Here is a 22,789-nt window from a genome sequence, read left to right as displayed (position 1 = left end):
AATGACATCGAGTATAGCTGGTCGAGTGCAGCTGCGAATGACGCAACTATAAGTGGTTCTTACTTATTACAGTTCTGGCCCGCAGATCGTGCGCATCGGATCCCGTAACTTCGACTTCGGCAAAATCGCCCGGTTTCAAATTTTTGCCGTTATTGATATAAACCACACCGTCGATTTCGGGTGCGTCGGCGCTGCTGCGGGCGATCGCCTTGTCTTTCCGTACTTCATCCACCAGCACGGTTATACGTTTGCCGATTTTTCGAGTCAGGCGCGCGGTACTGATCTTTTGCTGCAATGCCATGAATTGGGCGCGCCGCTCTTCTTTGACTTCATCGGCGACATGATCGGGTAGAGCGTTTGCCACTGCGCCTTCTACCGGCGAATACGCGAAGCAGCCGACACGATCCAGCTGTGCCTCCTCCAGGAACTCCAGAAGCAGCTCGAACTCCGCTTCGGTTTCACCGGGGAATCCAACAATAAATGTACTGCGCAATGTGATATCCGGACACATCTCTCGCCAGCGCCTGATACGCTCCAGATTGTTTTCAGAACTGGCTGGCCGTTTCATCGCTTTCAAAATGCGCCGACTCGCATGCTGAAACGGTACATCGAGATAGGGAAGAATTTTTCCCTCCTCCATCAGCGGAATCACTTCATCGACATGCGGATAGGGATACACGTAATGCAGCCTCACCCATACGCCAAACTCACCCAGAGCGCGAACCAGCTCGGTCATACGGGTTTTAAGCGGTCTGCCTTGCCAGAAGCCCGTGCGGTATTTGATATCCACTCCATAAGCACTGGTGTCCTGAGAGATGATCAATAGTTCCTTTACGCCTGCATTGACCAGATTTTCGGCTTCCTGCATGACCTGGTTCACCGGACGGCTGACCAGATCGCCACGCATGGATGGGATGATGCAAAAAGTGCAGCGGTGGTTGCAGCCTTCGGAAATCTTGACGTATGCGTAGTGTCTGGGCGTGAGCCGTATCCCTTGCGGGGGAACAAGGCTGGTAAAGGGATCGTGCGGCTGCGGCAAATGCATGTGTACCGCCGCCATCACCTCTGGCAGGGCCTGCGGTCCGGTAACTGCCAGCACTTGCGGATGAGCTTGCCTGATCACATCACCGCCCTCTTTTGCGCCAAGACAGCCAGTGACGATGACCTTGCCATTTTCGGCCAAGGCTTCACCGATCGCGTCCAACGACTCCTCCACCGCGCTATCGATGAATCCGCAAGTGTTGACGACCACCAGATCGGCGTCGTCATAACTGGAAGAGGTATCATAACCTTCCGCACGCAACTGTGTAAGGATTTGCTCGGAATCGACGAGCGCCTTGGGACAGCCAAGCGACACGAAACCGATTTTTGGGGGTGGTTGTTTGAGCGATGCCATATGGGAGTTGCTTATAAAGAAGAAATAAGGATCAAAGGATAAGGTTCACGACTGAAGTGTTTGAAGCGAGAATCCCTGCAACGTTCAACAACTATGCAGGATGCGTAAAGAGGCTGCCGGCCAGCCAGATGGAGCTGATGCCCAAAGTAATAAGCGCGACCTGCTGGATGGTTGCATCGATTTCGGGACGCTTGTGCAGGCCGGGAATCAAATCGGACATTGCCACGTAAATCATACTGGCTGAAGCGAGTCCCAGCAGTGAAGGGATGATGTGGTTCATGTCCTGTAACATGAAGTAGGTTGCCAACCCGCCGAGCAGCGTAGCGAGACTGGACAAAAGATTAAACAGAAAAGCCTGGCGGCGGCTGTAGCCGGAATTGAGAAGAATCAGAAAGTCGCCTGCTTCCTGAGGAATCTCATGAGCGATGATGGCGATGGCGGTCACAATACCAAGTTGCACATCTGCCATGAACGCCGCGGCAATGAGTATGCCGTCGACGAAACTATGGAACGTATCGCCCAGCATGATCATCATGCCGCTGCGGCCATTATCATGGTTGTGGGTTGCCGCAGCCACGACGGCGGGGGCGCCATGCAGGCGATCATGAACTTCGCATTCCTCGGCATGGCAGTGCCGCCACAATACCAACTTTTCCAGAATGAAGAACAATAGAATGCCGAACAGCACTGTCGCGGTCATTTGTGCAGGATTTTTGGAAAGCTCGAGCGCCTCCGGCAAGGTATTGAGAAACGCAGCCCCCAGCAGTGCGCCAATTGCATACGAGATCAGCATTTGCACCCATGAGGCGCGCGTATTCAGCGTCAGCACGGCGGCAAACGATACGCTTAATGTAGCGCCAAGCAGGCTGGTGGCGATGATCCAGGCAAGAACAGACATCAGGGCCTACGTGAAAAAAGCGCGATTATACGCTGTTGCAGAATGCAAATTCAGGCGTTCAAGCTAAATCCGGCAGTTGGGCAAGGGAAGTGTATGGTTTTCGAGGGTGAGGACAAGGCGCAACAACGCTGAATGGTGCGACACAGGGCGGACCAGCACCTAAATTTCTCACAATCCGTTTCCCATGCGCCTGAAACCCGAAAATGACGCTTTAACCGGCCAGCCAGATCAATCCCGCCATCCGCCCGGTTATACCGTCACGCCGATAGGAAAAAAATCGCGTTGGATCGCTGAAAGTACATTGGCCGCCACCGTAGATTTCACCCACACCGGCTTTCACCAATCGCTGCCGCGCCAGTGTAAAAAGATCGGCGAACCATTTCGCCTCATTGCGGAAATTAGGGAGAAAAGCCACGTCCGCTTTTCTGTCATGCCCGATAAAGGCTTGGCGTACCTCTTCGCCTACCTCGAAATGGTTGGGCCCGATCGCCGGGCCGAGCCATGCCATCATTCGCGTATGTCGCGTTGCTGTGGTATTTATTCTGGATAGGGTCCGTTCGATCACCCCTTCGGCCATTCCTCTCCAGCCCGCATGAATGACTCCCACCATGGTCCCGGCATGGTTGCATAAAAGTATCGGCAGACAGTCGGCTACGAGTACGGCGCAGACATTGCCTGGACGGAGGCTGAACGCGGCATCCCCATGACATGGGGCCGTGCAGTCCCCGTCGATGCTGATCGGGACATTGCCGTGCACCTGATTCAGCCATCTGGGTTCATCCGGTAGAGCGTGGCGCAGCAGAGCGCGGTTTTTCTCGACGGTTAGCGGATCATCCCCGACATGGTCACCCAGATTGAGGCTGGCATAAGGCCCGCTGCCGGTTCCACCGTTACGCGTGGTAAACACTGCCTTGACATTACGTGGTGCGGGCCAGTCCGGCACTATCCAATCATGCATGTTGACTGGAAGGGATTGTTATCGCGATATTGCCGCAGCATCCGTAAGAGCCTGCTCATATCTTCGGGCAGCTCCACCTCCCAAGCCATCCGCTTTCCGTGCTGTGGATGGGTCAATTCCAGCCTTTGCGCATGCAATGCCTGTCGCGGAAATTCGGCGATCAACTGCCCGGCATGGGGCGCCGTCCTTTTTGGCTTGCCGCCGTACATCGGATCGCCCGCCAGGGGGTAACCAATGGAATGCATGTGTACGCGAATCTGGTGTGTACGGCCTGTGTCCAGGCTGCATTGCAATAACGTGCATCCTCCGAATTCTTCGAGGACCCTATAATAGGTCCGCGCTTCTTTACCGCTCGCGACGACCGCCATTTTTGTGCGATGGACCGGGTGTCTGCCTACCGGTGCATCGACCGATCCATCATCCTTTACATGACCCAGCACCAGCGCGAGATAATCGCGCTTTACCGTATGATTTTGCAACTGCCGCACGAGGCTGGTTTGGGCTTCCAGGGTTTTTGCCACGACCAGCAGTCCACTGGTGTCTTTATCCAGCCGGTGAACGATGCCCGCGCGTGGTAATTCCTTCAAGCACACGGCATGATGCAATAAGGCATTCAGCATGGTTCCGTGCCAGTTTCCGCTGCCGGGATGCACCACCAGCCCTGGAGCTTTATTGATGACGATGAGTGCCTCATCCTCGTAGATGATATCCAGTGGAATGGCTTCGGGTGTATGATCGGTTTGGATGGGATGAGATGGCCTGATCTCGATTTTTTCCCCGCCCCACATTCTCTGTTTGGCAACGGCTTCGCGCCCCTCAACACTTATCCGTTTGTCCAGAATCCATCTCTGCAAAGAACTCCGGGACCAGTCTGGCAGAAGCTTCGCCAGAACCTGGTCGAGCCGCATCCCGGCATAATGCTGTGGGATGGTGAGGATGATTTCAGCCGGTTCGGACGGCGCGGGCTTTGCGCTATAATGAAACTGTTCCGTGTTACCTTCCCGTAAATTTATCATGTCACGTAGTCTAGCTTTATTTCTCCTGTTGACGCTATCGGCGTGCGGTCTACTGCCTAAAAAGCTGGAGGATTCCAAGAATTGGTCCGCCAGCAAGTACTATTCCGAAGCAAAGACGGAATTGAACGAGGGTAATTACGCGGCCGCAATTAAACTATTCGAAGGGCTGGAAGCGCGTTATCCCTATGGCCGCTATGCGCAACAGGCTCAGCTCGAGATTGCGTACGCATATTACAAGGATAGCGAGCAGGCTCAGGCCCTTGCCGCCGCCGACCGTTTTATCAAGCTGCATCCGAATCATATGAACGTGGATTATGCTTATTATCTCAAAGGACTGGCGAATTTTAACGATGATATCGGCTTGATGGGTATCGTATCGGAAAAAATCCTCAATCAGGATATGAGCGAGCGCGACCCGAAGGCATCGCGCGAGTCATTCGAAAATTTCAGGGAATTGGTGACTCGGTTTCCCAAGAGCAAATACGCACCGGATGCGGTGCAACGGATGAAGCATCTGGTTAACGTGGTGGCATTGAATGAAGTACAGGTGGCGCGCTATTACATGAGACGAGGCGGTTACATTGCGGCTGCCAACCGTGCGCAGTATGCCTTGAAGGAATACCCGCAAACTCCAGCTACCGAGGAGGCGTTATTCATTATGATGAAAGCGTATGATGCATTGGGCATGACTGATCTGCGGGATGATGCGGCGCGCGTAATGAAAACAAATTTTCCCGGCAGCCGGTTTCTCTCTGATTCGACTGGAGTGAGCGGCGAACCCTGGTGGAAATTCTGGTAAACATTCAGACTAAACAGATGGCTGATGTAGAGTGGTCCTAATACAGTAAGGTTCGCCTGACGGGTTCAACGTGGCGGATCTTGGGCTGCCTTCTAGATACGCTGACTGCTCGGCTGGCCCCACGGCTGTTCTCGTGCAACTTCATCCGGTAAGCGGATCGCCAATACATCGCATTTGGCGTGATGCAAAACACTGCTCGCTGTCGATCCCAATAATAAGCCCAAGCCATGGCGTGCATGCGAGCCGACAATAATCAGATCGATACGCTCTTGCTCGGCAAGCCGGACAATTTCCTCTCCAGGTACCCCCCAGACCATCCAGCGATGGGACGGGTCTATGCCCAACTCATCGCCGAGTTGCTTCAATCGGGATTTGACCGTTTCAAGCATTTCATATGATGAGTCTTGATTCAGTGGAACCGCCGTTCCGTAAGCGGTATCCGGCATGGGTATGTTATCCAGTACGTGGATAACGCTCAAATCTGCATGGAATGTTTGAGCCAGATGTTTTGCCTGCCGCGGGACATGATCCCTTTCATCGGACAAATCAGCTGCCAATAAAATTTGCCGATAGTTATAAGTCATTTTTGTTTCATGATGATTTAAGGGTTGGCGAAGATAGCGGGCAGGATGGTGTAAACTAGTACCCGGATCAGTTAGCGGATCAGTTAGCTCGCTTATTTTCAAAGGCAAGTATCTGCTGAGATTTAAGCATGGTTTTTAGGACCTTCCACACGTTTTCCACAATTCTTTCTTGCGCCTGGGCCGTCGGATGTATCCCGTCTGCCTGAAAAAACTCTCGCTTGTTGCCGAACCCATCCAGGAGAAATGGCACCAGTTTGAGCCCGTGGCGTTTGGCCAGCTGCGGGTAAATATCCTGAAACTTTTGTGTGTATGACATGCCATAGTTAGGTGGGAGTTGCATCCCCGCCAGTAGCACTGTCGCCTTGTGTCGCTGGCAAGCTTCAATGATGGCTTCGAGATTGTCACGGATGGAGTCAATAGACGCACCGCGCAGCCCATCATTGCCTCCGAGCTCGACAATGACGATATCCGGACGATGTGTTTTAAGTGCTTGCTCGATGCGATTACGTCCGCCCATTGTGGTTTCGCCACTGATGCTGTTGTTGATCAGGGACACCTGTGATACCGTTTGCAGCCGCCTCTTCAGCAGATTAACCCATCCAGCTTCCTGCGGCAGACCGTAGCCGGCGGACAAACTGTCGCCAAATACCAGGATAGTAGTGGTGGCGCCAGGTGCAGGCGCCGGCGCGGGCGCGGTTGCCGCACCTGAGCCGGCTGCTAAGAAACTTGATAAAATACAGAGAGTAATCAGGAAATTTTTCATGTCGGATAACCTTGTTGTACGCCCTATTGTGCAGGCAATCGGGTTGACGAAGCAGGTCAGCACCGGAGACGACAAGCTTACAATCCTGGAGAACATCAATCTGGAAGTCGTTGCCGGCGATTCGGTCGCCGTGGTGGGAGCGTCGGGCTCGGGTAAGTCCACCTTGCTGGGCCTGCTGGCAGGATTAGATACCCCTTCCAGCGGCAAGGTTCACCTGGATGGACAGGATATTTTCTCGCTGGACGAAGACGCGCGGGCGGCGGTGCGGGGCCGCATACTAGGTTTCGTGTTTCAGTCATTTCAATTATTGCCCGCATTGACTGCGATCGAGAATGTAATGCTGCCACTGGAGCTCACTGGCGCTAATGAAGTATATACCCCTGCATTGCGATTGCTTGAACGGGTCGGGCTCGGAATGCGTCTGAAGCATTATCCCAGACAGCTTTCCGGCGGCGAGCAACAGCGCGTCGCCATCGCGCGCGCATTTGTTACTCAACCGCAATTACTTCTTGCCGACGAGCCGACCGGCAATCTGGATTCCGCCACGGGTGCGCAAATCATAGAACTCATGTTTGAGCTGAACCGCGAGCGGGGCACTACATTGGTTCTGGTGACGCATGACGAGGCGATATCCAGCCGGTGCGCATGGCGGATACGGCTGGCCGGGGGAAAAATCGTAAATTGACCCGGAACCGCTATCCAGGCCCATTCACTCGGGTTGCCCAACTGCCGCAACTGCCGCGTATAGATTGAATGGAAGCTATTCCCCAAACAAGCCCGGCAGTACGTGGCAGGCCCCGCCTGAGCGTAACCCTGGCTGGCGTTTTGATCGTCATTCTAATCGCCGGCGCCTGGGTCTGGCGCAACCAGAGCAGCGCGACGGACGCAAAGAGCAAGCCAGCCGAGGTAATTCCGGTGATAACCGCTGTGGTCAAGCAGAGCGACGTACCGGTCAGGCTTACGGCCAATGGTACGGTGTCCGCCCAACAGACGGTCGCGGTGCGGCCACAACTCAGCGCCGCGATCAGATCGGTGAACATCAAGGAAGGACAATTCGTGCGAAAGGGAGAGAGACTGTTTACGCTTGATGCCCGCACCGAAGATGCCAATCTCAGCAAGACCGAAGGACAACTGGCGAAATCCCGCGCCGATCTGAGGAATGCCGAGCGAAACCTGGAACGCCAGCGTGAACTTTTTCGCCAGAATTTTATTTCGCAGGCTGCCCTTGACGTGGCGGAAAACCAGGTCGACGCGATGCGCGGCCAGCTCGCGGTCGATCAGGCCACAGTGCAGGCTAACCTTATTGCTCGCGGCTTCAGCGAGATCACAGCACCGATTGCGGGGCGCACGGGCGCCATTTCGGTGTATCAGGGCAGTCTGGTGCAGCCGAATGATGCGCTGGTGAGCATCACGCAGGTCGATCCGATCAACGTCAGTTTTACCCTGCCGGAACGGGAGTTCGTACCTTTGGAAGACGCGCTTGCCAAAGGCGATGTGATGGTCAACGTGGAACTGGACGCTGCCTCCGGACAGATGAGAACGGGACGCCTGATATTCATCGATAACATGATCGATACTGCAAGCGGCACAATTCGTCTCAAAGCGGAGTTCCCCAATGCGGATAGCCACCTCTGGCCCGGAATGTTCGTGACGGTGTCGCTCGCGCCGCGCACGCTGACCGGAGCGCTTACAGTTCCGGTGCAGGCAGTGCAGACGGGCCCGGAAAGGAAATTCCTTTATGTGGTCGATAGCGATAACAAGGTAAACCTGCTGCCGGTCAATGTACGCCTGGTCCAGGATGAGGTGGCGATCGTGGAAGGGGATGGCATTGCGCCAGAGGTGCGCGTAATCATGGAAGGTGCTCAGAACCTCAGGCCGGGCAGTGTGGTAAGGGAAGCGAAGCCCGGAAAGGAAGCCAAGCCTGGAGGCAGCAAGGCGGGGGTCGGGGAATAGATGAGCATTCCAGCATGCTGGGATCTTGTGGACAAGAATAGTCCGGCAGCGCGTCAGTGATGAACCTTTCCGAATTATGTATCCGCCGCCCGGTGATGACGATGTTGTTGTCGGCCTCGGCCGTGGTGGCTGGCATTATCGCCTACGGCGGATTGCCCATCGCCGCTCTGCCAAGCTACGACTCTCCCACTATTTCCGTCACCGCGACACTGCCGGGCGCAAGCCCGGAAACCATGGCCTCCTCGGTGGCCACTCAACTGGAACGGCAGTTTTCCACAATCTCGGGCCTTTCGGTAATCAGCTCGACCAGTACGCTCGGCAATACATCCATTACCCTGGAGTTCGAGCAGAACCGCGATATCGACGCTGCTTCCATCGACGTGCAGGCGGCGTTGCTACGTGCCCAGCGATCGCTTCCGGTGGAGATGACTGCACCTCCCTCGTACCGCAAGATCAATCCCGCCGACGCGCCGATTATTTTTCTTGCCCTGACTTCGCCCTCGATGTCGCTGTCGGATTTGAACAGTTATGCCGAGGATCTTATTGCGCCGACACTGTCAACGCTTACCGGTGTGGCGCAGGTACAGATCAATGGGCAAAAAAAGTTCGCAGTGCGGGTGCGCGCAATTCCGGAAGCGCTCGCGGTCCGCAATTTGACCCTGGATGACGTCGCCGCTGCCATTCGCACCGCGAACGCCAATTCTCCGATTGGCACGCTTGAAGGGCCGCGCCAGGCGCTCACCATCCAGGCCAATCGACAGCTCAGCAATGCCGCCGAGTTTGCGAACCTGATTGTCGCTACCTCACCAGCGGGAAATCCGATAAGGCTTTCAGAGGTAGCGAATGTCGAAGATAGTGTCGAGTCGGTCAAGACGGCGAGTTGGGTGAATGGCGAACGCGCTATCACGCTTTCGGTGCAACGCCAGCCGGGCGCCAATACGGTTGCCACCGTGGATGCGATCAAGGCCGCCATCCCAACCCTGGTTGCGCAGATGCCGTCGTCCGTTCATCTTAAATTGACCAGTGACCGTTCGGTTTCAATCCGGGACTCTATTCATGATGTGCAGGTCACGCTGGCGATCACGATCGTGCTCGTGTTGCTCGTGATTTTCCTGTTCCTGCGCAAAGCTTCCGCCACATTGATCCCAGCCCTGTCATTACCAATCTCACTCTTGGGGACCGTGGCAGTAATGCGTCTTCTCGATTACAGCCTGGACAATATTTCATTGCTGGCCATCACGCTTGCGGTCGGGTTGGTGGTGGATGACGCCATTGTGATGCTCGAGAACATCGTCCGACACATTGAAAAGGGGATGCCCCCGTTGCAGGCGGCCTTGCAGGGATCCAGAGAAGTCAGCTTTACGATCATCTCGATTTCCCTCTCGCTGGTAGCCGTTTTCATTCCAATTTTCTTCATGCCCGGTGTGATCGGGTTGCTTTTTCATGAATTTGCCGCCGTCGTGGGGATAGCGGTTTTGATGTCAGCCGTCGTATCGCTCACATTGGTTCCGGTGATGACCAGTCGTTACATTGCCGGGCATCAGACCGAGGGCCTCAGCCTGAAATGGACCGAATGGTTCGAGCGCGGCTTTGCTAAAACATTGGCTGGCTATGAGCGCATGCTCGATTTGGCGCTGCGTCATCTTCGTCTGGTGCTGGGAATCGCAGCGGCCACTTTCGTTGCCACGGGCGTGCTGTTCGTGGCGTTGCCCAAGGGTTTTTTTCCCAACGAGGATATCGGTCAAGCTCTGATTACAGTGGAGGCTGTCGAGGATATTTCCTTCCCCGCCATGGCTGAGTTGCTGCAGCGTACCGGCGCCGTCATTCGCGCCAACCCGGCGGTCGACACGCTGATTGTCAACGCCAGCGATAGCAATAGCGCTCGTCTGTTCATGACGCTCAAACCGCGAAGCGAACGCCCACATCTCGACAAAGTGGTCGAGAGCCTGCGCCGGGAGGTGCGCGCGATACCCGGGGTCAACGTTTTCATAAACCCCATCCAGAATCTCAGGCTGGGCGGCCGTACCAGCAAGAGCCGCTATCAGTACGTCATGCGCAGCGTGCAGGCCGAGGAACTGCGGGCGGCAGCCGATGGCCTTATGTCGCGCATGCGCGCGGAACCGGTTTTTCGGGATGTCACCAGTGATTCGCAGCTAAAGGGCTTGCAAGCGCGGCTCAAAATCAATCGCGACAAAGTCAATCTGCTGGGTGTGCAGATGTCCGATATTCGCTCGACGCTGTACAGTGCTTTTGGCGAACGCCAGGTTTCGACCATCTACACATCCAGCGACAGCTATCAGGTTATTTTGCAGGTCAGTGCCGAAGCCCGCGCCGACGAGAGCGCATTCGAGAAGATCTATCTACGAGGCAAGAATGACAGGCTGGTCCCGCTATCGAGCGTTGCATCGGTCGAGCGCGAGGTGGGACCCATTGCGATCAATCATGCGGGCCAGCTCGAAGCGTTGACGATCTCCTTCAATCTCGCTCCAGGGGCCGCGCTCGGGGATGCCTCGGCCCGTATCGAACAATTCAAGCGTGAACTGAATATGCCTGCGAGCATCTTGACCAGCTATGCTGGCGATGCCGCGGCATTCCAGTCTTCGCAAGCCAGCCAGGTGATACTGATCATTGCGGCGCTGCTGGTAATCTATGTATTGCTGGGGGTACTTTATGAAAGCTACATTCACCCCCTCACGATCCTTTCCGGCCTGCCATCCGCGGCGGTGGGCGCGCTGGCAATGCTGTGGCTGTTCAAGATGGAGTTATCCATTATCGCCATGATCGGCATCCTGATGCTGATCGGTATCGTGAAAAAGAACGCCATCATGATGATCGACTTTGCGCTGGATGCGCAGCGCAACGAGGGCATGCCTCCGCGCGAGGCGATCCGAACCGCTTGTCTGCTGCGTTTTCGGCCTATCATGATGACTACCCTAGCGGCGTTGATGGGTGCACTCCCCATCGCGCTCGGATTGGGAGCCGGCGCCGAGTTGCGCCAGCCGCTTGGTCTTGCCGTGGTAGGCGGACTGCTGTTTTCCCAGGTCATCACGCTTTTCATTACGCCTGTGATCTATCTCTATCTGGATCGTTTTTCCGGCAAGGGACCGCTCAAGCTGGATCAGATGCCGAATGCGTGAATGGGTAACGCTTCTAATTTCCAAAATTATTCACCACAATCCTGCCTCCCGAAATAACCAGATCGGGATATTCCAAAGCTTTCAGATTGTGGGTGGGATCGCCTTTGACCGCGATCATATCGGCGGGGGCGCCCGGTTGCAAAGTGCCCAGCAAGGGTAAATTCAATTGCTGACCTGCCTTCGACGTTGCGGCGCGCAGGACATCGATCACTCCCATATTTCCCATTTGCTTCATATGGATGAGTTCCTGCGCATCGATACCTCTCGGGATGTCCGGGTGTGCGATCTCAGCACCGTATAAAAGCTCACCGCCCAGTCTTGTCCAGTTGTGGGTATTGTGAGCAATGCCTGAACATTTCGACAGGGTGTCCAGCGTGGTGACTATTTTGACTTTCTGCGCCACCGCTTTCTTCAGCAGCGGTTCCGGAATAATGTCGCAAGGCATGTGAGCCCATTCGTCCACTCCGGCATTGACCGCAATCTGAGCTCCTTTTTGCTCGGCAATATGCGCTGTCACATGGCGATTGTTTTTATGGGCTTCATCCACGATCGCTTTCACGATGCGCTCCGATAACAGCGGCCATTCGGCCTGCGGAGGGGCGGCACCGTGGGCAGACTTGTTATGGGCGTTTGCGTGTTCCGCGGCTGGCTGATCATGACGGCCACGATTATGATCCTGATCAGAGTGTTGACCACGATCAGGAACGTGTCCATGGCCATGATCGTGTCCATGACCATGACCGGAGGACCAGGGGGCGCCCGCTTCGCCGCCGGGTTCAAGCGCGATTTTAATTACAACAGCTCCCTCGTTAATCAGGGTGCGGACGGTTGCGCGCGCTTCTTTCTCTGTGGAAACAGGCACCGCGATATTGGTTGTTCCCAGCATCGGGATTGGGTAACCGCCGGGTGCAGTAAGGATGGGTCCGGATGTCAGCACACGCAAGCTTCCGTTACCGCCATAGGGTTTGTGTATGGGTCCTCCTACATCCCGAATGGTGGTAATTCCGTGCTTGAGAACGGTGTCGGCCGGAACGTTTTGAAATGACAGATGGGCGTGCAATTCGATAAAACCGGGTAAGAGGGTTGCATCGCCCAGGTCAATGACTCTCGCGTCGCCAGGCCTGAATGATTCACGCTTATCGATTCGCGCTATATGCCCATTGACTACCAGTACAGATGTATCTGTTCTGATGTTATTGCCATCAAAGACTCGTGCGGCGTGCAAAAGGATGGAGCCGGAATCCACTTCCTGAGCAACAACCAAGGAGGAGGCGAAGACCGTTAAAAACAGGCAGAGAGTGATACGGTTGGCCAATCGTGGGAGCAGGCGGTTCATCATCTGATTTCCTTTAGATTTCCTTTACGGATATTTAACTTAGCAGTAGTGTGGCTCGATGACATCGGTGAGTATGCAGAGCGCCGCCATGAGAAAGAAACTCCCCCACGCGGATTCAACCAGTTCATTCTTACCGTGATGGGTCTCGTAACAGCAGCCCCAAAAGATTCCGGAAGCGATATTTTGCTTCCCCTGATCGCCGACATGTTCCTGGAACACGGTAAAGTAGGGGCTGCGAATGACGGCCGTAATTCCCCGATGGGCATCAATGCGCCATTGATTGCCATCAGGCGTCAGAGCAGCCAGGCAGAGCATGGCAAGGCATGCGATGACGGAAGATGAAGGATCATAATGGCTTGAAAGATGCGGCGGACCTGAAGGATGACTCAGTCTATTCAGGGGGGCGGCGGCTTCGGGACGTGAATGCTTCCAGTATTCGCATGCGATACGCGCATGGGTTAAGTACGGCTCTCCCCAGTGCGCCGCGGCCCGGCTTAATCCCAGCATGCCCCAAGCCTGGCCGCGAGACCAGTCACCGGCTTGATCGGTGGGCCGCAGAACCCATTTTCGGTAGTATGCATCTGCATGGAATGCTCCACTACCGGTAAAACAGGCGCGCAATACGGTGTCTGTATGACAGTGTGCGATGTCATGGTAAACATTATGCTGGCTGCTATTGAAAAGCTGGATCAAGGAAGCAAGCGTATCTATTCCGGCACGTTGATTCCCTTCTTTGCCGCCGCCCATGTCTGTGCCCAGAGGAATGCAATCCATTTCCGGGTCATAGGAAGCTCCAATTGCGACAATGGATTCCGCCGCAAGTTTTTGTGCACCGGCATCGCCAAACCAGAGGCTGCCGAGGGCAGCGCCGTACCAAAAGATCAGGCTCCGGTTCAGAGAATCCGCACTGATCTTTTGCGTCAAGCGTTGGCAGATTTCGGATGCTTTGCGCCGATCCGAAGCTGATCCGGTCAGCCGGGATCGCAGCCACCACCATCCGCTCCAAAACCCTCCAGCCCAGGAGCCGCCCGGCGAGATCGTCCACCGATCCGTGGCTGCTGGCGAATAAAGAGGGAAGCCATTCATACTTTTTGTGTCAATGATATCCATGCGATGAACCAATAACTCAAGCGCATCCATCATCTCTTCACGGCTTAATAGCCGTTCTACGGTATTACACGGTTGTGTTTTCAATATATGCATATTCAATATACCTTCAAAAGACCAGGTTGAAATCCAGGTAAACGGTATCGGCGTCCTTTTTTCCTTGATAAATGTTTTTTACAACGCTGCCGCCGAAGGCATGTCCGTAATAAAACCGCCATGACAGGTTCTTGTTGAGTACGTGTGTGAAGCTTATGTCCACCAGTTGCCCCACATCGCTGTTGCCATTTGAAGGCGAAGGCCGCCCGGAATAACCGAATGCTCCTGAGCCTGACGTTGGCCCCAATCCGCCGTAGAACAGGTCATGCGAGTCGGTAAGCGACAGATGATGCATGTCAATGGTCAGTGTGGTTTTTGGAGTGGGTAGTACGGTCAACTGGATGAACGCGTCCTGTAAATTCATCAGATTGTAAAAAGGCAGCTTGGCGTAGGCGCGCCCGCTGGGAAGCATTGTAAAAAAAGTCTTATGGCTGCCATCTCTTGCATTGTCATCCCCCGAGCTTCGAAAATAGATCGCTCGTAACCATGGCTTGAGGGGAAGCTCGGTCCATTGGTAGCCCGCCTCGGCAGCGATGGCCCACGCTTGATGATCCTGGTTGGTCCAGTTGCCAAACTGATAAGCTCCCCATAGCAAGGCGTCGATGCTGCCCGATTCCAGTTGATGAAGGCTCAGCAGGTGGGCGCCTATTGTGTGAATACTCAGTTTCTGATCGTTCAACGAGGGTCTGCTGGCGATGGCGCGGTTATCCACCACTTGGGTATCGCGCTTGTCATCGTAATTGACGTAGAAGATCCGCCCTTCGGTTCCGGGCAACAACACGTCTTTCTTGCCGGTCAGAGCGGTATAGAAAAGATTGATATCACTGATTTCATTCTGTCCCTGGACGGTGAAGCCGCCCCGGGTTGGACGGATACCCGTCACCGTGATATCGAAAGCGGGACGATCGTATACGGCAGCAAAGCCGTCGAAGCTCCGCCCGACATGGACTACATTCGACGCTATGAGGCGCTGCGCAATACGCGTCCTTTTCAGGCCATCGAACTTGTCGTTGCCCGTCCTGTATTCCATGCCGTCCATGAATTCAAACCGACCGATTTTCAGGAAAGCGCCCGGCAACCCCAATGAATTGAGCTTGAAGTTAAGATAAGCCTGTTTCAGAAAAATATTACTGGCATTGGTCGATTGATTTGCCTGGAAATACGCGGCCCCCAGCCCCAAGGGCCCTCCAGGGGACGCAACGGCATTGTCGGGAAGGCCGTATAATCCGACATACTGAGCTTGCGCATAGCCATCCAAATAGGGCGTGGTAAGCAGTGCGCTCAGCCTGGCGCGCAGCGCCCACAAATCGTAATCATTGTTATTATTTACCGCTGGACTTGGCCGGAAATAATTCCATGCCTCATAACTGCCGTAAAGCTCACCCGTAACGCGCAGGTATTCGTTAATCTGGCCTAAAGGTTTGTTAATTTCTGGTTTGTTAATTTCTTCCGCATTCAGCGTGCCACTCATTTGCAATACGGAACCGATCACTGTCCCTAGAATTAACCGCTTCAATGGCCTGCGCGATCCGTCGCGGTGGCATCCTGAAGCACGACAAATATTGATTACCCTCACGCTATCTCTAATAAAATGGCAGGCCTTATGCATTCGAACTTGCAAAACTCATGGAATTGATTTCCTCCAGCGATGGAACATCCATTGCATGCTGGCATAGCGGTGCGGGCGAACCCCTGTTACTCGTGCACGGCACTTCCGGAGACCATCTTGCCTGGGCGCCGGTATTGCCAGCGCTTGAACGCCATTTCAGCGTTTGGACGATCGATCGGCGGGGGCGCGGCCGCAGCGGAGATGCCAACAGCTATGCATTCGAACGCGAGTGCGAAGATATCGCCAGGGTTGTCGATGGCATCGGCGGTAGCGTACATCTCCTTGGGCATTCTTTTGGGGGACTCTGCGCGCTGGAAGCCGCGCTCCTGACGCCAAACATTGGCGGTCTCATACTGTATGAGCCATCTATTTCCCTGGCTGGCAGCGCCTGGTCTGCGGAACTCAACGCAACCATGCAATACCTGCTGAAAGCCGGGAACCGGGAGGAGGTCCTGCTGCTTTTTTTCCGCGACATCGTCAAAACCCCTTCCCAGGAGATCGCTGCCATGCAAGGCGGACCGAGTTGGCACGGGCGGATCGCCGCAGTTCACACCATTCCCCGAGAGTTGCAGGGCATTGACCGCTATATTTTTGAACCTGCGCGATTTCATGCTCTGCAAATTTTCACCATGCTCCTGCTTGGCGGCGATAGCCCCCCACGACGTCATCGGATCGCCGAGAAGCTTCACCAGGCCCTGCCTTTCAGCCAGATCAAATTGCTCCAGGGTCAACAGCACAGCGCGATGAGAACCGCTCCTGACTTGTTCGTCCGTGAAGTGACGGAATTCTTGAGTAATCTCTAACCATATCGTTGGAAAACGCATGGTTGGCAATTCAGCCGACCGCCCACCAGCCCGATTGCCAACTGAGCTTTACATCACTCATTCAGGGGTCCGCTTGAATGCCACTACGTTCGTGGGCTGCATGGCATCGGCCGCCATCAGTGACGCCCGAGCCCTGCGGCGTGCCGATGCTAATGCCGAGGACATCATACATGCCGATAAAAGCACACCTATCAGCGCGGTCCAGCCAAACAGCGGGTCCCCGGAATAATTTGCCCCGGAATAATTTGATATCGCGCCAAAAAAAGGCGGCCCCAGTGCGAAGCCGCCGAAGAAGGCAACCGAAACAAAACCCGATGCAACAGTTACCGGACCAAAAGCCGCATCCCTGATCAGCATGCTCATTGCTATCGCGTTAGTGCCCACTGCGGTGAGCCCAACACCCACCGCGCCCACCCACAAGCGCCAATGGTTTTCAGCATCCGTAAGCATCATTACACCCATCGAGCAGGCGGCTATGGCGATCAGTAAAAGCAGCAGTAGCGATTCGTCTTTAAATTTTGCACCCATGGGCGTTAGCACTATCCGCGAGCACATCCCCATTACGCCAAGGACCGCAATCAGCGTGCCGGCCAGCGATAGGGGCATTCCATGCTGGATGGCAAAGGTCGGCAGAAAGGTGACGAAAGCAGAAAGCGACACGCCTACGCAGAACTGAATCCCCATCAACCGCAGCAAAAATGAATTCGGTGGGAAAAAAGTGAAGCCTCTGCCTGTTCCCGGATGTGTTTTTGGGGTGACGAAAGGGGCCGTGAGCGCGAATAATATTGCCACCGGTACGACCATGGCGAATGCGGTACGCCAGCCATACTCAAATGCGATACCGGGCAGCACCAGACCAGCGAAGAGCGCGGCGAGCTGAACGCCGGATTGCTTGAGTCCTACAATCTTTGCCTTCTTCGCCGGAGGAACCTGCTGGGCGATCAGTAAATTGGTAACCGGATTCGCGAGAGCCTGAGCAATGCCGCATAGGGCGGTGGCCCCGATTAAACCATAATAGCTTTCAACCGATGCAATCCATGTAAAAGCGGAAGCGATGGTGGAGAAAAGCACGATCAGCGCATTACGTGAACCGATGCGATCCACAAACGCGCCCGCCCAAAGCGATAAAACCGCCGCCACGCCAAATGAGCTCATCACCAGATAACCCAGCGATGCGGGCCCAAAGCGCAAGTCGGACCCGAGGAGCGGTCCAAGGGTGCTTGTGGCATACAACACCAGCATAGGCAGAGACATTGCAAATATGAGCACCACGCGAAACCAGATGTCCGTAATGGCGGGATGTTGCATCGTTCGGGTCTTCAGCATTGTCGGGAGCGTGCGCCAGTGAATGAATAAAAGATGAAGATCATGATTCTTGCAGTACCCGCATGTCTGCCATGTCTGCCTTATCTGAACCGGCCGATCAACCGGCGGGTTCAGATATATTCACGCAAAATGATACGTGTCGTGTTCTTCATAGAAGCTGATGAGCCGGCGGCCAGTGGAGCTGATAAGCGACTCGTCTGTGCCATCGAGTATGCGCGACGTACGCGCGACTCTATAAATACCGGAAAGGGGAGTGAGATCGCTGATACCTTCGGCGCCATAAAGCTGCACTGCCGAGTCCGAAGCAAGGCACAGGGCCTGTGACGCGGCGATTTTCGCAATGTTGATCTCTACATTGTTTGGACGCTGGGCATCGACGCTTCGGGCGGCAACCCGAATTAATTCGCGTGCGCTCGCAATAGCCTGGTACACGTTGACCACATGCTGACGCACCAACTGTTTCTCCGGCAATCGAGCGGTTCTGCCGCGCTCGGAATTGATTCGAGCGCCCATCAGGTCGAAACATCGCTGGGCCAATCCCACCCAGTTCATCGAGCGGAGCAGTCTGCCAATACCCAGCCGCTGACCCATCAAATCCATACCGCTGCCGCTGCCGCCCAACAAGTTATGTTCGGGGACCTCCACTTCGGTAAAAGATATCTCGCCCTGGCCAAGAGAGCGACCCATCATGGTGATCTGGCGCTCAACCTTGAATCCGGGAGAATCAGTCGGGACGACAATCATGGACAGCGCCTTCGGGAGAGCAGTATCCTTTGCGGCAGTACGCGCCAGGACGGTTACGAATGTCGCCCGGTCCGTGTTGCCGACAAACCATTTTCTGCCATTGATAATCCAGTGCCCGTTTGACAGGTATGCAGAGGTCGTTATCAGGGCGGGAAACGATCCGCCATGCCCCGGCTCCGTCATGCCATAGCTGGGGATTGCTTCCCCGGATGCCATCGGCTCCAGGAAGTTTTTGCGGATTTCATCGGTACCGAATTTGAGAAGCATATGCGCGTCCAGCGCGGAGTGACTCCCGAGAATTGCCGGGGAATATTCAGTTCGTCCTTCCTGTTCAGCGATAACCAGATAGTCTTCAAGAGAGGCGATTTTCCCCCCATGGGAGAGCGGGTAGAATAAACCCCATAGTCCGGCACATCGTGCCTCTTCAGCCAGCTCCGACTGCAGCCGGGATCCATCATCGCCGCTCTGAGCCAACCGGGACTCGTTCGGGATAATCATTTCATCCACAAACTTTCTCACCTCGCCCGACAGCGATCGGGCCAGCCCGGTATGCGTCCGGTTGCCGGGGTTTTCCGGGTTAATGAGCATATTGGGCGAGGCGTGGGATAGAGGTCTGCTGGGTAAACTCCACTTCCGCCGTTAGCTGCTTCTTATCGACTTTCCCCGCCGGGTTGAGCGGCAACTGCCGGCAATAGCGCAGATATTCCGGTAGCTTGCTGGTTTCCAAGCCCTGCTCGTGCAGGTAGCGGGTAAACTGGGAAAGGGAGGGGCGTTCGACACCGTCTCTCAATACCAGGCAGAGGCAAACCCGGTGCCCCAGGTCCGGATCAGCGACCGGTACACAGGCAGCGCTGACGACTGCCGGATGGGAAACAGCAAGGTTTTCGATTTGGGCGGGACTGATATTGACGCCGCCGCGAATAATGATGTCCTTTTTCCGTCCGGACAGCACCAGATACCCGTCCTCATCAATAAAGCCCAGGTCTCCGGTATAAACCCAGCCTTCCTTGTCCCGGTACAAGGCATCCAGGTCAGGAGCATTGACATATTGCATGGGGCTTATCGGACCTCTGGCCGCAATCTCGCCGATACAGCCGCGCGGCACTTCACACTTCTGATCATCGACTATGCGGAGGGAACACACGTCGGGATTTGGCCGCCCCGTCTTACGGAGAATCGTTTCCAGGTCATCGTCAAGTGTGGTATGGCAATTCACGCCATCCGCCGAACCGTACAAGCTGATAAAACCGCACCCGAACGCCTCGGTACACCTGCGGATCGATGCCTCGTCGATTTTCGCTCCGCCACTAATGATGGCGATCAGGCTGGAGGTATCGATTTTCGATAATGCCGGGTCCGCGGCGATACGTTGAAACATGGTGGGAACGCCAAAGATGTAGGCCGGCTTCAGCTCCGCAATAGTTTGAATGGCAGCCGCAACATCGAATTGACGCAGGAGAACGACCGATCCGCCAAGCCAGGACAAAACACCAAATGTCGCGGTTGAACCAAATGCCGTGCCAAGCGGCACCAGGTACAGCCCTTTAAAAGCGCTTCCATCGGGATGGATGCGTTGTAGAAAACGGCCTCGTCCGCCAGCCAGCGCGTTGTGCGAATAGGCAACCCATTTTGGCTCGGATTCCGTCCCCGATGAGATCAGGAAGCGAACGGGTGAGTGGGGGGAAACCGCCGGTAAATGAGCCGAACCGATAGGTTCAGCCTGAAACAAATCGTCCAGCGTATGCCAGCCTTTCGGGACCTTCCCGCTGATATCGTCGACGATGAGAATACGTAGCGACAACAGGGTCGAGCGCAACGACTCAATAACTTCACAAAGATCGATTTTGGCGTGTTCCCGTTCGACAATAATTACACGCGCATCACACCTTTGGAGCAAGGAATGAATATCAAGCCGGCCGCGGCCTGGCGGGAAAGGCGCGACAATCGCGCCAAGCGCAGCCGCCGCGAGATCGATCGCGCAGCTATGCCAACTATTGGGGAGCTGGTATGCAATAACATCGCCGGAAACAATTCCAAGCGCCTTCAAGCTCGAAGCGAGGCGATGAACCTTATCCAGTAGCCGTAAATAAGTAATGGTGTGATCGAGGGATATAACGGCTGGGGCATCGGGGTGCCGCCTTACATGCTCGCAGAATAATTCGTAAAGTGATTTGTTGGGATAGGTTCCATTCCGGGCCCACTGGCTGCGAACCTCGGCAGGAACCAGGTCTATGATTCCGGAATCGTTCATGTGAAACTCCAGGGAGAATTGACTTTTGTATAGGGGCCGGGGCTCAAATCGGGTTGCAGATACGCCACGGTTTGCAGCTCTGCAAGATCTTCAATGACGACTGCTGACGGAATGCCGGCTTGTTCAAAAATCTCGGCCCACTCGTTCGCTGTCCTCGACAGGAACAAACTGTCCAGGCACTGCGGAAAATCACTTTCCGTATACATAACAGCATCAAGGATTTCCGCTAATCGCGCCAAGGTTTTCAAGTCCCGGCACTCCACCGCAATTTTTCCGCGCTTCGTGATGTAGATATTGACAATAATGCTTTTTGAAGCTGGAGCACCCCTGCCCGGCAGGTTATAGAGATTCTGAAAATCATCCGCACACAGCAGTGTTGCGGCGCTCATGAGTGACGAAGTGACTCTGGCGCCCGTGTTATTCATGCAGCGATTGAGCAGTGCGATGGTGGCTCCTTGTGCCGCAACGACGCCCCCGAGCACATCAAGCACCGTAAACAAGGATCCGCCCCGGGTACCCGAGTTTTCGGCAATTTTTCTGGCAACGCCGGAATAAGCCTGGGTCATAAAGTCGGTGCCAGGCATTGAACTTGAGGAGGCATGGCCCGCGCTGTCTGTTGACCAACCAGCGGCATAGGCATAAATCAGCGAGGGATTGATACGGACCATATCCTCATGATCGAGATTAAACAGGACCGCTTTGCCCGGGGCCCAGTTATGCAGAAAAATGTCGGCATGCCGCACCAGGTCCGTGATTTCTGCCTGCCCCGCCGGAGATTTGATATCGATCTCCCTGATGGTCTTGAGACGGTTGAGTGCGTCGAACCGTGCGGAACAGCCCTCGGCCATCGGTGGCATGCCCCGCAGGGGATCTCCGCCCGGCGGTTCTATCCTGATGACGTCCGCCCCCAGGAGCGCCAGGAGGTGGCCGGCGAGGGGGCCCTGGATCCGCCGGCATGATTCGATAACGGTGAGCCCGCTCAAGGGCAAGTTACCGGTGGGCAAATCGCCGATGGCGCGGCTAGACCGTCCGTCCCTGAGGTTCTCTTTAAAATTCGTCTCGAAAAGGAACTCCCAGGGACCCTGCAGCCAGATACGCTTGCTATCCTCGTCCTGGGCTCTGACATCGATGGAGCGCACGGGGCAAATAGCCATGCCGGTGCTGGTACATATTTGCGAAAGACGGTGATAACTAAACTTCGATATTGCGCTGGATAATTCTTCAGGTACAGGGGATATGGCCTTCGCATACCGAAGCAAAAAGGCGGACCATCCTTTGCCTGCTGCCGCTGAACTTACTCCGATCGCGGACCAGAATTTACGCCAAGGTCCCGCATCCAGTGTTTCGAGTTCAAAGACGACGCCATCCAATGAAACGAAGGGAAAGCCAGTCGCGTGGGCGGTATGCTGGGGCAAAAGCGTTTCGGGAGACTCTGAAGCGGTCGCACCGGCGATATACTGCGCCACACTCAATAAACCTGCAGATCCCATCGAAATGTTGCTGTTCAAGGTCGAGAGGCCGCGTAGCTGACCAATCGAGGCAGCAATACCACCCTGAAGCGCCAACGCCGCAGTGAGTGTCGAAACATAGTTCAACCCCAGAGGCTGGAGTTTACCGCTGGCTCGTCCATGCACTGACATCAGGCCGCAAGCCGCCTGCATGGTATTCTCTGTCACGGGACTATGCCTGGAAGGATTCCTCCATCTTGTTACATTGCACCGTACCGGCATGGTATGAGGTGTCTTGAATCCAAAAGAGAAGGCTGTGCTGCCCGAGCCATTTTCTGTTGTTTCAATTTCCATACCCAGCGCGGTCGACTGGTAGTGCAGCGAGGACGCAATCGAAGCAAAATCCGGGCTTGTACTCTTCAGTTGGCCCGCTATCGCGCAACCGGATAAGGCTCGATCCATTGGACGACCCGGGAGGCAGTCCAGAGGACGATATAGGGGACGATTCAGAGGCCCGTCGAGTGGAATATTCATGCGCTTGTTT

General features: G+C 55.1%; 18 protein-coding genes. 5 read left to right on the top strand and 13 right to left on the bottom strand.

Translation table 11 applies throughout. The annotated features are described in order from the left end of the window. Positions 1 to 46: 46 nt before the first annotated feature. From rimO to rluD, 4 genes are all read right to left on the bottom strand, one after another. Positions 47 to 1,396, bottom strand: a complete 1,350-nt coding sequence (gene rimO / locus BMX00_RS11535) for a 30S ribosomal protein S12 methylthiotransferase RimO (RefSeq protein WP_090829171.1) — start codon at positions 1,394 to 1,396, stop codon at positions 47 to 49. Positions 1,397 to 1,487: 91 nt separating this feature from the next. After that, positions 1,488 to 2,294: a ZIP family metal transporter gene (locus BMX00_RS11530; protein ID WP_090829170.1), complete on the bottom strand. Its 807-nt coding sequence runs from the start codon at positions 2,292 to 2,294 to the stop codon at positions 1,488 to 1,490. A 211-nt stretch (positions 2,295 to 2,505) separates the two neighbouring features. Continuing rightward, entirely contained in the window at positions 2,506 to 3,252 is a 747-nt protein-coding gene (pgeF, locus tag BMX00_RS11525; protein WP_090829169.1) for a peptidoglycan editing factor PgeF, read from the bottom strand. After that, positions 3,237 to 4,268, bottom strand: a complete 1,032-nt coding sequence (gene rluD, locus BMX00_RS11520; protein WP_090829168.1) for a 23S rRNA pseudouridine(1911/1915/1917) synthase RluD — start codon at positions 4,266 to 4,268, stop codon at positions 3,237 to 3,239. The genes pgeF and rluD overlap by 16 nt, the downstream gene beginning before the upstream one ends. Here rluD and BMX00_RS11515 point away from each other — a divergent pair. Beyond that, positions 4,267 to 5,067 carry an outer membrane protein assembly factor BamD gene (locus BMX00_RS11515; RefSeq protein ID WP_090829167.1) on the top strand — a complete coding sequence of 267 codons (801 nt, stop codon included), beginning with the start codon at positions 4,267 to 4,269 and terminating at the stop codon, positions 5,065 to 5,067. The genes rluD and BMX00_RS11515 overlap by 2 nt on opposite strands. 92 nt (positions 5,068 to 5,159) lie before the next feature. Here the strand turns inward: BMX00_RS11515 and BMX00_RS11510 are convergent, their stop codons facing one another. Both BMX00_RS11510 and BMX00_RS11505 read right to left on the bottom strand, forming a co-directional pair. Continuing rightward, a complete protein-coding gene (locus BMX00_RS11510) occupies positions 5,160 to 5,651 on the bottom strand; it encodes a universal stress protein (RefSeq protein WP_090829166.1) in 492 nt (163 codons plus the stop codon). Between the two features lie 79 nt (positions 5,652 to 5,730). After that, a complete protein-coding gene (locus BMX00_RS11505; RefSeq protein ID WP_090829165.1) occupies positions 5,731 to 6,414 on the bottom strand; it encodes an arylesterase in 684 nt (227 codons plus the stop codon). Here BMX00_RS11505 and BMX00_RS11500 point away from each other — a divergent pair. From BMX00_RS11500 to BMX00_RS11490, 3 genes are all read left to right on the top strand, one after another. Then, a complete protein-coding gene (locus BMX00_RS11500) occupies positions 6,413 to 7,099 on the top strand; it encodes an ABC transporter ATP-binding protein (RefSeq protein WP_090829164.1) in 687 nt (228 codons plus the stop codon). The two genes, BMX00_RS11505 and BMX00_RS11500, sit on opposite strands and share 2 nt — an antisense overlap. A 68-nt stretch (positions 7,100 to 7,167) precedes the next feature. Continuing rightward, positions 7,168 to 8,367, top strand: a complete 1,200-nt coding sequence (locus BMX00_RS11495; protein ID WP_090829163.1) for an efflux RND transporter periplasmic adaptor subunit — start codon at positions 7,168 to 7,170, stop codon at positions 8,365 to 8,367. Positions 8,368 to 8,426: 59 nt separating this feature from the next. Continuing rightward, complete coding sequence (locus BMX00_RS11490) at positions 8,427 to 11,504, top strand: efflux RND transporter permease subunit (RefSeq protein ID WP_090829162.1); 3,078 nt, start codon at positions 8,427 to 8,429, stop codon at positions 11,502 to 11,504. A 13-nt stretch (positions 11,505 to 11,517) separates the two neighbouring features. Here the strand turns inward: BMX00_RS11490 and BMX00_RS11485 are convergent, their stop codons facing one another. Genes BMX00_RS11485 through BMX00_RS11475 form a run of 3 tightly spaced genes read right to left on the bottom strand, consistent with a single transcriptional unit; the run spans position 11,518 to position 15,535 of the window. After that, positions 11,518 to 12,843, bottom strand: a complete 1,326-nt coding sequence (locus tag BMX00_RS11485; protein ID WP_090829161.1) for an amidohydrolase family protein — start codon at positions 12,841 to 12,843, stop codon at positions 11,518 to 11,520. A 36-nt stretch (positions 12,844 to 12,879) separates the two neighbouring features. Next, complete coding sequence (locus tag BMX00_RS11480) at positions 12,880 to 14,043, bottom strand: glucuronyl hydrolase (RefSeq protein WP_090829160.1); 1,164 nt, start codon at positions 14,041 to 14,043, stop codon at positions 12,880 to 12,882. Between the two features lie 13 nt (positions 14,044 to 14,056). Next, positions 14,057 to 15,535 carry an alginate export family protein gene (locus BMX00_RS11475; RefSeq protein ID WP_245728027.1) on the bottom strand — a complete coding sequence of 493 codons (1,479 nt, stop codon included), beginning with the start codon at positions 15,533 to 15,535 and terminating at the stop codon, positions 14,057 to 14,059. Positions 15,536 to 15,669: 134 nt separating this feature from the next. On the opposite strand from BMX00_RS11475, the gene BMX00_RS11470 reads away from it, so the two are divergent. After that, on the top strand, positions 15,670 to 16,455 hold the full coding sequence (locus BMX00_RS11470; RefSeq protein WP_090829158.1) for an alpha/beta fold hydrolase: 786 nt from the start codon (positions 15,670 to 15,672) through the stop codon (positions 16,453 to 16,455). Positions 16,456 to 16,533: 78 nt separating this feature from the next. On the opposite strand, the gene BMX00_RS11465 is transcribed toward BMX00_RS11470, so the two are convergent. The 4 genes from BMX00_RS11465 to BMX00_RS11450 all read right to left on the bottom strand — a co-directional run bounded on the left by BMX00_RS11465 (position 16,534) and on the right by BMX00_RS11450 (position 22,779). Next, the gene (locus BMX00_RS11465; RefSeq protein WP_245728026.1) at positions 16,534 to 17,802 is read right to left on the bottom strand and encodes an MFS transporter; all 1,269 of its coding nucleotides are present in this window, start codon (positions 17,800 to 17,802) and stop codon (positions 16,534 to 16,536) included. A 120-nt stretch (positions 17,803 to 17,922) separates the two neighbouring features. Continuing rightward, positions 17,923 to 19,134 (bottom strand): acyl-CoA dehydrogenase family protein, encoded by a 1,212-nt coding sequence (locus tag BMX00_RS11460; protein WP_090829156.1) that lies wholly within the window; start codon positions 19,132 to 19,134, stop codon positions 17,923 to 17,925. After that, positions 19,124 to 20,797, bottom strand: a complete 1,674-nt coding sequence (locus BMX00_RS11455) for a class I adenylate-forming enzyme family protein (protein ID WP_090829155.1) — start codon at positions 20,795 to 20,797, stop codon at positions 19,124 to 19,126. Before BMX00_RS11455 ends, BMX00_RS11460 begins: the two co-directional genes overlap by 11 nt. Then, complete coding sequence (locus BMX00_RS11450; protein WP_245728025.1) at positions 20,794 to 22,779, bottom strand: CoA transferase; 1,986 nt, start codon at positions 22,777 to 22,779, stop codon at positions 20,794 to 20,796. The genes BMX00_RS11455 and BMX00_RS11450 overlap by 4 nt, the downstream gene beginning before the upstream one ends. Positions 22,780 to 22,789 lie beyond the last annotated feature (10 nt).

This window comes from Nitrosovibrio tenuis (assembly GCF_900109785.1).
Taxonomy (GTDB): Bacteria; Pseudomonadota; Gammaproteobacteria; order Burkholderiales; family Nitrosomonadaceae; genus Nitrosospira; species Nitrosospira tenuis_A.
The sequence above is the reverse complement of the archived record's forward strand: the minus strand, read 5'-3'. Positions and strand labels throughout refer to the sequence as shown.